14 protein-coding genes are annotated in these 14029 nt (G+C 69.0%); 8 read left to right on the plus strand and 6 right to left on the minus strand.

Annotation, left to right across the window (positions count from 1 at the left end):
• Positions 1-19 precede the first annotated feature (19 nt).
• Positions 20-1447 carry an APC family permease gene (locus tag ASC99_RS36530; protein ID WP_082598935.1) on the minus strand — a complete coding sequence of 476 codons (1428 nt, stop codon included), beginning with the start codon at positions 1445-1447 and terminating at the stop codon, positions 20-22.
• Between the two features lie 293 nt (positions 1448-1740).
• On the opposite strand from ASC99_RS36530, the gene ASC99_RS36535 reads away from it, so the two are divergent.
• A complete protein-coding gene (locus tag ASC99_RS36535; RefSeq protein WP_057240365.1) occupies positions 1741-2838 on the plus strand; it encodes a hypothetical protein in 1098 nt (365 codons plus the stop codon).
• Positions 2839-2944: 106 nt separating this feature from the next.
• On the opposite strand, the gene ASC99_RS36540 is transcribed toward ASC99_RS36535, so the two are convergent.
• From ASC99_RS36540 to uvrA, 3 genes are all read right to left on the minus strand, one after another.
• On the minus strand, positions 2945-3976 hold the full coding sequence (locus ASC99_RS36540) for a helix-turn-helix transcriptional regulator (protein WP_063857284.1): 1032 nt from the start codon (positions 3974-3976) through the stop codon (positions 2945-2947).
• 179 nt (positions 3977-4155) lie between these two features.
• Positions 4156-4599 (minus strand): Rieske (2Fe-2S) protein, encoded by a 444-nt coding sequence (locus tag ASC99_RS36545; protein WP_057240367.1) that lies wholly within the window; start codon positions 4597-4599, stop codon positions 4156-4158.
• Positions 4600-4719: 120 nt separating this feature from the next.
• The gene (gene uvrA / locus ASC99_RS36550) at positions 4720-7647 is read right to left on the minus strand and encodes an excinuclease ABC subunit UvrA (RefSeq protein WP_057240369.1); all 2928 of its coding nucleotides are present in this window, start codon (positions 7645-7647) and stop codon (positions 4720-4722) included.
• A gap of 303 nt (positions 7648-7950) precedes the next feature.
• Between uvrA and ASC99_RS36555 the strand changes: the two genes are divergently transcribed.
• From ASC99_RS36555 to ASC99_RS36575, 6 genes are all read left to right on the plus strand, one after another.
• Complete coding sequence (locus ASC99_RS36555; protein ID WP_082598929.1) at positions 7951-8730, plus strand: maleylpyruvate isomerase family mycothiol-dependent enzyme; 780 nt, start codon at positions 7951-7953, stop codon at positions 8728-8730.
• A 55-nt stretch (positions 8731-8785) separates the two neighbouring features.
• Positions 8786-9433 (plus strand): MBL fold metallo-hydrolase, encoded by a 648-nt coding sequence (locus ASC99_RS36560; RefSeq protein ID WP_057240371.1) that lies wholly within the window; start codon positions 8786-8788, stop codon positions 9431-9433.
• A 102-nt stretch (positions 9434-9535) separates the two neighbouring features.
• On the plus strand, positions 9536-9769 hold the full coding sequence (locus ASC99_RS36565; RefSeq protein WP_057240373.1) for a hypothetical protein: 234 nt from the start codon (positions 9536-9538) through the stop codon (positions 9767-9769).
• A 266-nt stretch (positions 9770-10035) separates the two neighbouring features.
• Entirely contained in the window at positions 10036-10230 is a 195-nt protein-coding gene (locus tag ASC99_RS36570; RefSeq protein ID WP_057240374.1) for a hypothetical protein, read from the plus strand.
• A gap of 333 nt (positions 10231-10563) precedes the next feature.
• Positions 10564-10956 carry a hypothetical protein gene (locus ASC99_RS39275; RefSeq protein WP_157531977.1) on the plus strand — a complete coding sequence of 131 codons (393 nt, stop codon included), beginning with the start codon at positions 10564-10566 and terminating at the stop codon, positions 10954-10956.
• Entirely contained in the window at positions 10929-11288 is a 360-nt protein-coding gene (locus tag ASC99_RS36575; protein WP_157531978.1) for a hypothetical protein, read from the plus strand. Before ASC99_RS39275 ends, ASC99_RS36575 begins: the two co-directional genes overlap by 28 nt.
• A 93-nt stretch (positions 11289-11381) precedes the next feature.
• On the opposite strand, the gene ASC99_RS41635 is transcribed toward ASC99_RS36575, so the two are convergent.
• Positions 11382-11906, minus strand: coding sequence for a hypothetical protein (locus ASC99_RS41635; protein ID WP_235502790.1), 525 nt, complete (start codon positions 11904-11906; stop codon positions 11382-11384).
• Positions 11907-12085: 179 nt separating this feature from the next.
• On the opposite strand from ASC99_RS41635, the gene ASC99_RS36585 reads away from it, so the two are divergent.
• A complete protein-coding gene (locus ASC99_RS36585) occupies positions 12086-12724 on the plus strand; it encodes a PASTA domain-containing protein (RefSeq protein WP_057240380.1) in 639 nt (212 codons plus the stop codon).
• A 267-nt stretch (positions 12725-12991) separates the two neighbouring features.
• Here ASC99_RS36585 and ASC99_RS41640 read toward each other — a convergent pair whose 3' ends face one another.
• Positions 12992-13636, minus strand: a complete 645-nt coding sequence (locus ASC99_RS41640) for a hypothetical protein (protein WP_235583199.1) — start codon at positions 13634-13636, stop codon at positions 12992-12994.
• Between the last annotated feature and the right edge of the window lie 393 nt (positions 13637-14029).

Raw genomic sequence — 14029 nt, forward strand, 5'->3', positions numbered from 1 at the left:
GGGTTCCCTTCCGAAAGGCTCAGACGGTGGCGGGGGTGGGCTCTTCGGTGCGTTCCTGGGCGTCCTCGACCACCAGTCGGCCCATCACCTCGTAGCGGGCCGGGTGGCGGGCCCGCATGTAGAGCGCCAGGCCGACACCGCCGAGGAAGACCGCGCCGACGATCCAGGGGATCAGCTTGAAGAAGAAGATCTCGGAGGCGGCCCCGGCGGCGGTGTCCAGGTTGACCACCAGCAGCACGATCGCGGCGAGCATGCCGAGCCCGCCGAGCAGCGGCGCGGTGAGGGTACGGAACCAGTGCCTGGACTCGGGGTGGTTGCGGCGGAAGTAGGCGATCACCGCGAACGAGCAGAGCGTCTGCACCACCAGCAGCGCGAGCGTGCCGAGGATCGCGGTCAGCGTGTACAGGCCGACGTACGGGTCCTGCCCGGTGAACCAGAAGCCGCAGACCACGGCCAGCGCGATGCCGGTCTGGGTGAACGAGGCGACGTACGGCGAGCCGTGCTTGGCGTGGGTGCGGCCGAGCGCCGGGTGCAGGAAGCCCTCCCGGCCGATCGCGTAGAGGTAGCGCGCGGCGCACTGGTGGAAGGCCATCCCGCAGGCGAAGGCGCTGCTGACCATCAGCCACTGGAGCGCGGTGACCGCCCAGTCACCCAGGTACGTCTTGGCCGGGACCAGGAACAGGTCGAGCGGGCTTGAGCTGGTGGCCAGGCCGACCGCGGCCTCGGGGGTGTCGGCGGCCAGCACCATCCAGGTGACGAAGGTGTACAGCACGCCCAGGATGAGCACCGCGAGCAGGGTGGCGCGCGGGATGATCCGGCGCGGGTTGCGGGACTCCTCGCCGTACATCGCGGTGGACTCGAAGCCGATCCAGGACCAGAAGCAGAAGAACAGGCCGACGCCCGCGTTCACCCCGGCGAAGGCGCCGGTCGGGTTGAGCGTGCCCCAGTGCAGCCCGGTCGGGCCGCCGCCGTGCACCAGTACCGAACCGCCCAGCAGCGTCAGCATCACCACCTCGCCGACCAGGAAGACGGCCAGCACCTTGGAGGCCACCTCCAGATCGAAGTAGGACAGCACGGCGGTGATCGCCAGCATCGCCAACGCGAAGACCTGCCACGGCAGATCGAGCCCGAACTGGGACTCGAACGCCTGCTGCGAGAAGTACGCGAAGATGCCCACGATGGAGGCCTCGAAGACCACGTAGGCGAGCACCGCGAGCAGCCCGGAGGCCATCCCGGCCACCCGGCCGAGCCCCTGCGAGACGAAGCCGTAGAACGCCCCGGCGGTGGTGATGTGCTTGGCCATCGACACGTACCCGACGGTGAAGACGGTCAGCACCACGGTGACGAACAGGAATCCGGCCGGTGCGTGCACCCCGTTGCCGCCGCCGACCACCACCGGCAGGTTGCCGGTCATCGCGGTGATCGGGGCCGCGGTGGCCAGCGCCATGAAGACCACACCGGCCAGGCCGACCGAGTTGGCTCTCAGCCGCTGCACCTGGGGCGGGGACTGCTGATCGGTTGGGGACACCGTGAACTCCCGGGGGACGCAAGGGGGATGGGAGCGCCCAGTGTGGTGCGGAGCACGGCGTCGGCGGGATGAGCAGGGTGTAGCCGGGACTGTTAAAGGATTGACGGCCTGTCATCTGTACGAAGGCCGGTTCGGTACGCGCCATTGACCGCGAGCACGCCCAGCCCCACGCTGTGATCCGTCCGGGGACCCCACTCGTACAGGAGGCGTACATGCGCGTTCCGTTCGACCGGCTCAGAACGCTCGGCACCACGGCGGCCCTGCTGGCCGCCGCCCTCGTCCCGTCCGCCCCGCCCGCCGTCGCCGCCACTCCCCCCATGGAGGTGTACGGCGCCTGGCAGTGCAGCAACGACGCCTGCACCTGGGGCACGGTGCGGAACATGACCGACTTCGACCAGGCCAACCACTGGCTGGTGGACCGGGGCGACGGCCGCCCCTCGGTCAACCTGGTGGTGCTCAGCTTCGTCCACCCGCTCCGGCTGCTGGACGGCACCAACGACGCCCAGACCGTGGACGGTGTGCCGATCGGCATCAACCAGGCCGTCGTCGACTACTTCACCAGCCGGGGCATCAGGGTGATGCTCTCGATCGGCGGCATCACCTACACCGACGCCTGGAACCAGGCGCTGGCCAAGAACCCGACCCTGTTCGGGCAGCGGGCCGCCGCGCTCGCCACCCGGCTCGGGGTCGGCATCGAGATCGACTACGAGGAGAACACCAACCCGAACCTGACCGGCCTGCAGGCCTTCGTGGACGCCTACCGCGCCGTGCACCCGTACGACGCGAGCGGCAGCGACCCGGCCGCCCGGTTCACCATCGACGTGGCGGCGGGCGACCGCTGGCTGATCGGCATCAACCAGTACGCCACCGCGAACTGGCTGCGCACCGACCGGCCGGTGCTCGACTTCGCCAACGCGATGGTGCCCGCCCGGCAGCCGTCCACCAGCGGTGCGATCGCCAACTGGCAGGAGCACCTGACCGGCAAGCCCACCTACAACCCGCCGGTCCTGCCGCTGGCCCCGGCCAAGTTCACCGCGGGGCTGTACGTGGCGGAGGGCTCGAAGGTCCGGCCCGAGTGCAACAACTTCGCCGCCTCGCTGCAGAGTTCGACCGGCAGCTGGCTGCGGGGCGCCGCCCCCGATGGGGCCGGGACCAGCTCCGGCCTGCTCGGCTACATGTTCTGGGCGGCCGAGCGGCCCTCGGTGCGCGGGGTGACCACCACGCCGCCGAACAGCTGTGAGGCCGGCGTGGGCGCGGGGGCGACCGCGCACTCGGTGGCGATCCCGATGCCACCGCTCCGGCAGAGCTGACCCACCAGGTGTGCCCCGCCCGACCCGGGGCCATCGGTGGGTGCGGTTCAGTCACGGGCCAGGCGCGGAATCCGGATGCTCAGCCCGTTCATCGCGTTCAGCCTGTTCAGCCCGTTCGTCCCGGCGCGCCGACCGGGGCCGGGCCGCCGGCCGCGCGGTTGAGCAGGTCGATGCCGAGCGCGGTGATGGAGTGCAGCACCGCGCCGCCCCGGCGCTGAGTGGTGATCAGGTGGGCGTTGCGCAGCACCGTGGCGTGCTGACTGGCCGAGGCCGGGGAGACGTTGAGACGGCGGGCCAGTTCGGTGGTGGTACAGCCCTCGGTGACGATGTCCAGGGCGGCCGCCCTGGTGCGGCCGAGCAGCGCGGTGAGCGACTGCCGGGCCGTCGGGTCCTCGCTCCACAGCCGGGCGCCGGCCAGCGGGTCGCGGACGGTGGGGAAGGCCAGCACCGCAGGGGCGTCCCGGTCCAGCGAGTCGGTCAGCAGCACCGGCGGATCGGCCAGGAAGACCATCGGGGCCAGCACCAGCCCCCGGCCGCCGAGATGGACGTCGACCGAGCGCGGGTAGCCGATCTCCAGCACCGGTGCCTGCCAGCGGATCGTCGGGGCGCAGAAGGTGCCGAGCAGCTGCTCCACCCCGCCGCCCAGCAACGCACGGGCCAGGTCGGCCCGGACCGCGTCCAGATGGGCCTGGATCCGGCCCCAGTACGGGCCGACGGTGAGGCGGTGACAGGCCGCCACCGAGTCGGCCAACCGCTGACGGGCGGTCAGGTCGCCCTCCTTCAGAGCCCGGATCCAGCGCGGGTCGGCCCGGGGCGTCGCGACATGGCCCAGCTCCAGCCGGACCAGCTCGTCCGGGGCGCCGAGCAGCCGGTCGAGGCCCTCCTGAACGGAGGTGTCGGTGCCGGTCAGCGCCCCCAGATCGAAGCAGGGGCCGGGGCCCGGGATCAGCGAGGCGAGCGGGCGGATCTCCTCGGCCAGCGGACCACCGCCGAACTTCTGCCGCCAGGGCCGGAACTGGGCGCAGCCGCCGGGCCCGGTCAGCGCCTCCAGGCTGTGGTACGCCTCGGCCAGCGGCCCGACCGTGGGCGCCACTCGTACCCGGAGCAGGTCTTCGGTGGTCAGATGGACACGCAGCACGGCTTCCCCCTGTCCGTTTCAGGCTGCACCTTTAAGGCACCCCTGAAACCCCTGTCCCCGACCCGGGCCCACCCCTCAGGATGATCCCAGGTGCCGGTGCCCGGTACGGGGGTCCGGGCACCGGGAAACCGCCGTTCCCTGGCCTGGTCGGTCACCTAGTCGGTCACCTACTTCGTCACCTACTTGGTCACCTGGAAGGCGCCGTCCTTGAGGGTGACCTGGTAGGCCGGGAGCGGGCTCGGGGCCGGGCCGTCCTTGACCGAACCGTCGGCGATGGCGAACTTGCTGTAGTGGCACGGGCAGTTGACGGTGCCGTCCTTGATCTCGTCCACCACGCAGCCCGCATGGGTGCACTTGGCGCTGAACGCCTTGTACTCACCGGCCGTCGGCTGGGTGATGACGATCCTGGCGTCCCGGTACACCTTGCCACCGCCGACCGGCACGTCGGCCACCGCACCGACCGTCACCGGGGCGGCCGCCCCGGCGGAGCCGTTGCCGGACCCGCTGTCGGAGGAGGTGGACGAGCCGCAGCCGGCCACCGCGACGGCCGCGCCTCCGGCGGCCAGCGCGGCGCCGCAGCAGAGCAGGGTCCGGCGGGTGGGTGCGGGGGTGGGCTCGGTCATCGGTGACGCTCCCTCAGCGGGTCGACGGTACGGGCGGAACCGGCCGCAGTCTATGCGGGGAAACTGAGAGAGCCGCCGTACCGGAGCGAACCCCAGTACGACGGCTCCACAGCAGTGGCGTTACTTCTTCTTCGCGACGGCCCGCTTGCGCGGGGCCTTGGCCGCAGCCGGAGCCACAGCCGTGGCCGGGACCGCCGCGTCCGAGACCCGGCCCGCCAGGATGTCGCGGAGGAACTTGCCGGTGTGGCTGGTCGGGACGGCGGCCACCTCCTCGGGGGTGCCCTCGGCGACCACCAGGCCACCGCCGCTGCCACCCTCGGGACCCATGTCCACGACCCAGTCCGCGGTCTTGATCACATCGAGGTTGTGCTCGATGACGATGACCGTGTTGCCCTTCTCCACCAGGCCGTCCAGCACCTTGATCAGCTTGCTGATGTCCTCGAAGTGCAGGCCGGTGGTGGGCTCGTCGAGCACGTAGACCGTCCGCCCGGTGGAGCGCTTCTGCAGCTCGGAGGCGAGCTTCACGCGCTGCGCCTCGCCGCCGGAGAGGGTCGGTGCGGACTGGCCGAGCCGGACGTAGCCGAGGCCGACGTCGTTCAGCGTGCGCAGGTGGCGGTGGATCGCCGGGACGGCCTCGAAGAAGTGCATGCCCTCCTCGATCGGCATGTCCAGCACCTCGGCGATGGACTTGCCCTTGTAGTGGACCTCCAGCGTCTCCCGGTTGTAGCGGGCGCCGTGGCAGACCTCGCAGGGGACGTAGACGTCCGGCAGGAAGTTCATCTCGATCTTGATGGTGCCGTCACCGGAGCAGTGCTCGCAGCGGCCGCCCTTGACGTTGAACGAGAACCGGCCGGGCAGGTAGCCCCGGACCTTGGCCTCCTGGGTCTCCGCGAAGAGCTTGCGGACGTTGTCGAAGACGCCGGTGTACGTCGCGGGGTTGGAGCGCGGGGTGCGGCCGATCGGCGACTGGTCCACGTGCACGACCTTGTCGACCAGGTCGGTGCCGGTGACCCGGGTGTGCCGGCCGGGGACGCTGCGCGCCCCGTTCAACTCCCGGGCCAGGTGGGTGTAGAGGATGTCGTTGACCAGCGTCGACTTGCCGGAACCTGACACCCCGGTGATCGCGGTGAAGGTGCCGAGCGGGAAGGCGACCGTGACGTCCTGCAGGTTGTGCTCGCGGGCGCCGTGCACGATGATCTGCCGCTTCTTGTCGCGCGGGCGGCGGATCTCGGGGGTCGGGATGGCGCGGCGGCCGGAGAGGTACTGGCCGGTGATCGACTCGTCGTTGGTGAGCAGCTCCTTGAGCGAACCGGAGTGCACCACCTTGCCGCCGTGCTCACCGGCGCCGGGGCCGATGTCGACCACCCAGTCCGCGGTCTTGATGGTGTCCTCGTCGTGCTCGACCACGATCAGCGTGTTGCCGATGTCGCGGAGCCGGACCAGGGTCTCGATCAGCCGGTGGTTGTCCCGCTGGTGCAGACCGATCGAGGGCTCGTCCAGCACGTACAGCACGCCGACCAGGCCGGAGCCGATCTGGGTGGCGAGCCGGATCCGTTGGGCCTCGCCGCCGGACAGGGTGCCGGCCGCGCGGTTCAGCGAGAGGTAGTCCAGGCCGACGTCGACCAGGAAGCGGAGCCGCTCGTTGACCTCCTTGAGCACCCGCTCGGCGATCTGCTTGTCGCGCGCGTTGAGCTTCATCGCACCGAGGAACTCGGCGCAGTCGGCGATCGACATCGCGGAGACGTCGGCGATCGACTTGTCGAGAATGGTGACCGCGAGGATCACCGGCTTGAGCCGGGAGCCCTGGCAGGACGGGCAGGGCACCTCGCGCATGTAGCCCTCGAAGCGCTCGCGGCTGCTGTCGCTCTCCGACTCGGAGTGACGGCGCGTCACGAACGGGATCGCGCCCTCGAACGGCGCGGTGTACGAACGCTCGCGCCCGTAGCGGTTGTTGTAGCGCACCTCGACCTGGGTCTTGTGGCCGTACAGCAGCGCCTTCTTGGCCCGGGCGGGCAGCCCGGCCCACGGGATGTCGGTACGGAAGCCGAGCTCGCCGGAGAGCGCGTCGGTGAGGCGCTGGAAGTACTCCTTGGTGTGGCCCTGCGACCACGGGTGGATGGCGCCCTCGTCGAGCGACTTCTCCTCGTCCGGAATGACCAGCTCCGGGTCGACCTCCATCCGGTTGCCCAGGCCCGAGCAGTCGGGGCAGGCGCCGAACGGGGAGTTGAAGGAGAACGAGCGCGGCTCCAGCTCCTCGAAGGAGACGTCGTCGTACGGGCAGTACAGGTGCTCGGAGTACATCCGCTCGCGCTCCGGATCCCCCTCGGGGAGATCGACGAAGTCGAGCACCACCATGCCGCCGCCCAGCTTGAGCGCGGTCTCCACCGAGTCGGTCAGGCGGCGCTTGGCGCTCTCCTTGACCGTCAGGCGGTCGATGACCACCTCGATGGTGTGCTTCTCCTGCTTCTTCAGCGTCGGCGGCTCGGTCAGCTGGACGGTGACGCCGTCCACCCGGGCGCGCGCGTACCCCTTGGACTGCAGGTCGGCGAAGAGGTCGACGAACTCACCCTTGCGCTCCCGGACCACCGGGCTGAGCACCTGGAACCGGGTGCCCTCCTTGAGCTCCAACACCCGGTCGACGATCGCCTGCGGCGACTGCTTGGCGATCGGGCGGGCACAGTGCGGGCAGTGCGGCTTGCCGATCCGGGCGAACAGCAGCCGGAGGTAGTCGTAGACCTCGGTGATGGTGCCGACGGTGGAGCGCGGATTGCGGTTGGTGGACTTCTGGTCGATCGAGACGGCCGGGGAGAGGCCCTCGATGAAGTCGACGTCGGGCTTGTCCATCTGGCCGAGGAACTGGCGCGCGTAGGAGGACAGCGACTCGACGTAGCGGCGCTGGCCCTCCGCGAAGATCGTGTCGAAGGCGAGCGAGGACTTGCCGGAGCCGGAGAGGCCGGTGAAGACGATGAGGGAATCCCGCGGCAGGTCCAGCGAGACGTTCTTGAGGTTGTGCTCGCGAGCACCGCGGATGATGAGGCGGTCGGCCACTGCTTCTGGCGCCTTTCTCCGGGGGAGGTGGCTGGGAAGGGCTGCGTGGCCCACTGCCGGGACCAACAAGCGCAATCGGGTGAATTCTTCCAGTGTGCGCCTGTCAGCCTACTAGCTCAGGCGTTCGAATATCGAGCCTGTCCAGCCGAGTCCACCCGAACGGGTGACGACCGGTCCGGATCCGTACCTTCCCCGTCCGGAAAACCCCTGCTCAGGGCCTGGCACCCCCGGTACCGTCACGGTGTCAACGAGTCACGCCCCTCGGGGCAACGCTCGAGTGCACACCGATTCGGAGGCCGCAACATGACCGACTCCAGCACCGACTCCAGCACGGCTGCCCAGAGCGCCGCGGCGATCGCGGCCGCCCGCCTGCGGGCCGTCGAGGAGTCCACCGCGACCCTGCTGCGGGAGACCGGTGGCCTGACGCCCGAAGCGGTCGGCGAACCGTCCGCCCTGCCGGGCTGGACCAAGGGCCACGTACTGACCCACCTCGCCCGGAACGCCGACTCGCTGGTCAACCTGCTGAACGGCGCCCGGACCGGCCAGGACATCCCGCAGTACGCCTCCCCCAGTGCCCGGGACGAGGACATCGAGCGGGGCGCGCCGCGTCCGCTGGCCGAGCAGCTGGCCGATCTGGCGGCCAGCCACGAGCGCTTCGCCGCGGCCGCCGCCGAGCTGCCCGATGAAGCCTGGACGGTGCAGATCCGACACCGCGCCGGCTACCTGTTCCCGGCCCACGAACTGCCGCTGAGGCGGCAGATGGAGATCGAGTACCACCTGGTCGACCTCGGCGCCGACTACACCCCCGGGCAGTGGCCCGCCGACTTCGCCGAGCAGGAACTCCCGCGCCTGGCCGAGCAGTTCGAAAAGGTCGACGGCCTGCCGACGCTCACCCTGGCGGCCACCGACACCGGCCAGCGGGCCGCCCTCGGCGACGGCGCGGAGCAGCTCACCGTGGCCGGCCCGGTCCGCGCCCTGGCCGCCTGGCTGTCCGGCCGCTCGGACGGCACCGGCCTGCGGGTCCAGCGGGACGGCACGGAGCTGGACCACACCGCCCTGCCGCAGCTCCCGCCGATGGGCTGAGGGGGATGATGGCGGTTCAGGTTCAGGTCCAGTGCGAGCGAGGAGCAGCGGCGCGATGACGTACCACGGAGCAGTGAAGGTCGGCGGACCGCCGGACGTGCGGGAGCTGGCCCATCTGATCATCACCAAGATCGCGGTCGGCCCGTACGAGAACAACGCCTACCTGCTGCGCTGCCGCGCCACCGACGAGCAACTGCTGATCGACGCGGCGGCGGACGCCCCGGTCCTGCTGGAGTCCGTCGGCGACCAGCTGGCCACCGTGGTCATCACCCACCAGCACGGCGACCACTGGGGCGCACTGGCCGAGGTGGTCGCCGCCACCGGCGCCCGGACGGCCGCCGGCCGGATCGACGCACCCGGCATCGCGGTCCCGACCGACCTGCTGCTGGACGACGGCGACACCGTCCGGGTCGGCCAGGTCGAACTGACCGTCCGCCAGCTGACCGGGCACACCCCGGGCGCGATCGTGCTGACCTACGACGACCCCCAGGGCCACCCGCACCTCTTCACCGGCGACTGCCTGTTCCCAGGCGGTCCCGGAAGGACAACAACGCCGGAGGAATTCAGCTCCCTGATGGGCGACTTGGAGACCAAGGTCTTCCAACTCCCTGACGAGACCTGGATTTACCCCGGCCACGGGAACGACAGCACCCTGGGAGCGGAGCGTCCGCACATCCCGGAGTGGTGGGCTCGGGGCTGGTGACAGTCCAGCGGGGCCGCCTTCGTAAGGCGGCCCCGCCCTGGTGTTACAGCACCAACGGCAGGGCCTGACCGACCTACCTGAGTCGACAGGAAGTCAGCTGCCGTGAATCTTCGCATCTCCCTGCCCCAGCGCACCATCACCTGCTTGTCCGGCGTCCGTGCTTTCACCGGAGCCGTGACCCGTGCCGCCCGGAGCGTCCTCGCCCCGGCCTCGCTGTTCACCACCGACGTCGCGCCGGCCGACCTGCCGCCCGTCGGCCTTCGCCGCCATCATCCGGACGTCGCGCCCGGAATCGCCCGGCGCGCTGACGATCCGCGTGTGGCCGCACCGTGGTGACGCCGAGCACTACCGGCTGCCCGCCCCGGACGACGCCAATCGGTACGACTACCCGGCAACCTGATTGGTCGTCGAAGCAGTTTTGATGGTGCATCAGGGCCGCTCAGAAGCCTAATGGTTGTCGATCCTGCGGCGACCCCTGGGTTGCGATTCGTCCAGCGGCCGGTCGACCTACTACGCTCTATCGGAGCACCTCCCCCTCGCCTCTATCCGTAGGCCGGCGGGGATCCCCTCGTCCGGCTCCATCGGCGAGAGGGGCAGGCGCAATGGCGAAGCAGGAGCGGAAGAAGCGCGGACGCAAGAAGGTCCGAAAGCAGCAACCGCAACCGCCCGCCAAGCGCCGCAACGACGAGATCATGGCTTTGCTCACGCTGCTCGCCAAGATCGCTGGCGTCATCCAGTTGGCCTTCAGGGCCATCGGATGGATCGACAGGATCAAAAACTGGTGGGGACAGCAGTGAGCCCGAGGGTTGCCGCCCTCGGGCTTTGATCAAACTCACTGCGGTGTAGCGATACAAGGGCCGTCCGGCTTGCAGGTTGGTACCCCTGCCGGGCGGTCCTTCGCTTTGCCCTGGCGAGCGTCATTGACGCTTCAGTCGTATGACGACTAGCCCGAGCATTGCTGTGGTTCGTTCTCGGCAACCTGCACGCATGCAGTAAGCCTTGTGCTGACAGGCTATCAGCTGGGCACCCCGTCGAAACCTCGATCGGCATCGGGATGCCGATCGAGGCCACCACGGCGGGTGCCAGTTAGTTGCGACTCGGCCAGCGCGGCCGCCGACGTCACCGTCCAGGTGTACCTGCTCCTGGTCGACCGCTACGTGCACCGGCACGGCTGGACCCAGGGCCGCCTGTGGGCACCCGACGGCGCGGTCTGCGTGCTCGGTGCCCAACTGGCCGTCGTGGCCGCCGGGTACGGCACGCCGACCACCGCCTGGCGGGCTCGCATTCGTCTCGGAAACGCCCTCGACCAGCGTGGTGAACCGGTGCCGGTCGACGACTGGAACGACGGCCCGGCCGGCGCCAGCATGAAGTCCACCGACTGCTGCAGGCCGCCGCGGCTCGCCCCTGACGTAGGGAACACAGCCACCCGAGGCGGACCGACGGGCTATCGCTCATTTTCCCGCCGCAACGTCGGTGTGATCTCTACAGTTGCCACATGGCTTCACCTGATTCGTCCGGGATGATCCGGCGCCTGATGTTCGTCGAGCACCCGATCGGGACACATCTCTCCGAGTCGAGTACACCCGGTGGGAAGAGCCCCCTTGCCAGAAATGACGACAACGGCCTGGTCACTCAAGCCGTGCTCTACGCGGCCGACAACGAGATCAAGTTGGCGGTAGGCCTCATCTTCGCGGCAGGCGTCGGTGTGACCCTCGCGGGTGTGAAGGCCGCGCCGCACGTCAAGAGCAAGTTCAATGACCTTAAGTCGAAGCTGAGCCGCAAGTCGGAGGAGGCCGTCGGGGTCGCCGCTCAAGAGTCCAACCTTGAGCAGTCCGATCTGCGGACCACCAGCTGACACCGCGTCGGAGCCCCAAACCATGGTGGGCTCTCGCGTGTTCAGGGCCGCTGCCGCCGCGCGCAGCAGTTGGGCTGTGAGGCAGCGGAGAGGTCAGCCCAGAGATGCCGCGAACCTCCCGGCCTGCGCATCCTCGGCGGAGAGAGTGATCTTGCCTCGGTGGGACACCTCGACCTGGAAGAACTTCGGCCCGAGGGGCACTCGAAGGACCGTCACGGCGAAGGCGCATTTGGTGCCTGATCGGAACCCGGCTCCCAGATGGCCAGTTGCTACGACCTGGCCGCTGCTGTCGTAGACCGTGACCGAAGCGCCCTCGGCGATGTCGTTGTAGCTGCCGATGCCCGTGCAGAGCCCACTTTTCAGGCTTGTCTGGTTCAGGTCCATCGTTCCGGTCAGGGTGAACGTTGCGGCGGATGGTGACGCCGCGGCAGCCGACGGTCCGCTGTTACTGGAAGCGACCCAGGCCATTCCGACGCTGCCAGCGCCGATGGCTAGGCCCGCAATGCCTGCGGCGAGTGGCGTCGACCACCACATTGGCTTCACACGGGCGCCGGGCGCAGGCTCGAATTCGGGCACAAGCAGGGCGGCGGACGGCGGATCTGTCATCTCGTCAGACATGGCGGAGAGCTTCGCAGCCTGGCGGGCGCTCCACACACACAGTGCTCGGATCGTGATCAGCCCACCTGCCGCCCCCCGGCGGGCCGGACGGGTGAGTAACAATCACGAGTCAGACACTCAGCTAACACACCATCAGATTCGGCGATACGGTCCCCCCCACATCCAAGCTGGGGGACCTTTTGTCGTACCGCCGTACCGCTCTTGCCACTGTCGGCCTCATCGCCGCGCTCACCGCCTGCGACCCGCAGGTGGCCACTCCCACCAGTAACAGGCCGCCGACCACCGCCGCCAGCATCCCGGCGCCCGCACAACCGGCCGCGACACCCGCCAGTGCCCCGAAGACGGCGGAGCTGTCCAACTTCGTCGGCATGGGCCTGCAGTCCGCCCAGGACAAAGCCCCGGCCGCAGGGTTCTTCAGCCTGACGTCGCACGACGCTCTCGGCCGCTCCCGCAGCCAGGTTGACGACAGGAACTGGAAGGTCTGCGCCCAGGCGCCGGCCGCCGGTCAGCAGCCGGTCGACTCGAAGGTCGACTTCGCCACGGTGAAGCTCGACGAGCAGTGCTCCGCAGCCGATCAGGGTGGGTCCACACTCAAGGCGGGCGGCGCGATGCCGGACTTCAAGGGCAAGGCCGTCTCCGCCGTGAAGGACGCGCTGCCCCGGTCGACGAGCTACACCCTGACGGACGTGCTGCAGAGCCGGGAGGTGCTGGTCGACTCGAACTGGCAGGTGTGCAGCCAGGACCCCGCTGTGGGTGCGGCTCTCAACGGGCAGCCAGTGACGCTGCGGGTCGTCAAGTTCGGGGAGAAGTGCCCCTGACCGGCGCCGCATCTCGATCGTAGGGTCCGACCTGGGCCCTACGATCAGGTAGCTTTCCAGCCCTTCTCAGCCTGCTGAATCCTCACCAGATCGGTAATGACGTCGTCCCGTACGCACGGGCGACTGGCGCTCTGCGGCTACGTCCGGACCACACGGGCCGGGCCTAGCCGAGGGGATCACCGTGACCGCTTAGCGTAGAGCCGCGGATCTGGTCCCGCTTCACGTGGTTGAGCATCGCGTGGCAGACCTGCGGCCAGCCGAGCTTCGCTACTTGCCGTACCCAGACCCCGTTGCTTGCGTTCCAGCAGCTCCTTCAGCCTCTTTTCTCGTTCCTTGCGCCGACTCTTCCGGTCTCGGTTCCCGGGCGGTGGGAGGAGAGTTTGGCGCTTCGCTCGGGCAGCAGCCTGATCCGTGGGATGGACATGTTGGTCCACTGCTGGACTGACCGCTGGCTGGTTGTACGACATGGTCTGAGCCACTTCCGATCAGCGCGCCGAGGCCGTAGGCGAGCAGTGCCGCGGCCAAGAAGTAGACGGCAATGTCGATGCTACGCCGCTTGGGCCTCTGAACTTCTTGATCATTTCTGCGGTAAAGATCCGACTCCGAGTCGAGCAAGACTTTCGCCGTCTGTTCAACCGGTTGACCCGCGTAGAGGGCTTCCAGTCGTTGAATATCAAGCCTCTGCGGCTGCCTCGCCTTGAACGGTCCCCTCCAGGGCGGCCAGGTGGCCACCGTAGTCCGGTCGAGCAGGCAAGCAAAGAGGAAGAGCATGCTGATCGTGAGTAGGACGATGCTGGCGGTGCGACAACCTTCATCGAGCTGGCCTCTGATCAAGGTGATCAAGACAGCTTCGAACCCTAGGAGTGCCGCAGCCACCACGTTCAGGGAGTCGGCCAGCGAGTACTGGTCCATTCGCTGGTCATGGGCTTGCTCCAGCAGGAGCGGGATAGACGGCTGGTGGCCTCCAGGCGGCAGGGGTGGCGTGCCCATATCCGACTCCCGTTCGGCTCGCGCGGCCCTCAGAAGGTCCCCTAGAGCACTGTCCTTGATGCATCGCGAGGACGCGAGGCGAGACGTCTGAGCGAGTGAGTTGGGAGTGCATTGGCGAAGGCTCGGCCCGGACGGAAGCGCCGGGCCACTTAGCCTCGCGCTTTCACGGAGCAGGCTGTCCGACGGGTGATCAGATAAGCGAAAAGTGCCTCTGACCAGCAATGCCAGTGAGTTAGCGCATCACTGCAGGTAGAGCGCATATCGATCGCCGATTTGGGTGGATAAATCCCCTGGCGGCATGGGGCAGTTCGCCTC

It is taken from the genome of Kitasatospora sp. Root107, assembly GCF_001424875.1.
In the GTDB taxonomy this organism is placed as follows: domain Bacteria; phylum Actinomycetota; class Actinomycetes; order Streptomycetales; family Streptomycetaceae; genus Kitasatospora.

Bases quoted from the DNA above. Each gene is read 5' to 3' on its own strand.
- ASC99_RS36530 (WP_082598935.1), bottom strand. From the start codon at position 1,447: ATGGCGCTGGCCACCGCGGCCCCGATCACCGCGATGACCGGCAACCTG.
- ASC99_RS36535 (WP_057240365.1), top strand. From the start codon at position 1,741: ATGCGCGTTCCGTTCGACCGGCTCAGAACGCTCGGCACCACGGCGGCC.
- ASC99_RS36545 (WP_057240367.1), bottom strand. From the start codon at position 4,599: ATGACCGAGCCCACCCCCGCACCCACCCGCCGGACCCTGCTCTGCTGC.
- ASC99_RS36555 (WP_082598929.1), top strand. From the start codon at position 7,951: ATGACCGACTCCAGCACCGACTCCAGCACGGCTGCCCAGAGCGCCGCG.
- ASC99_RS36560 (WP_057240371.1), top strand. From the start codon at position 8,786: ATGACGTACCACGGAGCAGTGAAGGTCGGCGGACCGCCGGACGTGCGG.
- ASC99_RS36570 (WP_057240374.1), top strand. From the start codon at position 10,036: ATGGCGAAGCAGGAGCGGAAGAAGCGCGGACGCAAGAAGGTCCGAAAG.
- ASC99_RS36575 (WP_157531978.1), top strand. From the start codon at position 10,929: ATGGCTTCACCTGATTCGTCCGGGATGATCCGGCGCCTGATGTTCGTC.
- ASC99_RS41635 (WP_235502790.1), bottom strand. From the start codon at position 11,906: ATGTCTGACGAGATGACAGATCCGCCGTCCGCCGCCCTGCTTGTGCCC.
- ASC99_RS41640 (WP_235583199.1), bottom strand. From the start codon at position 13,636: ATGGACCAGTACTCGCTGGCCGACTCCCTGAACGTGGTGGCTGCGGCA.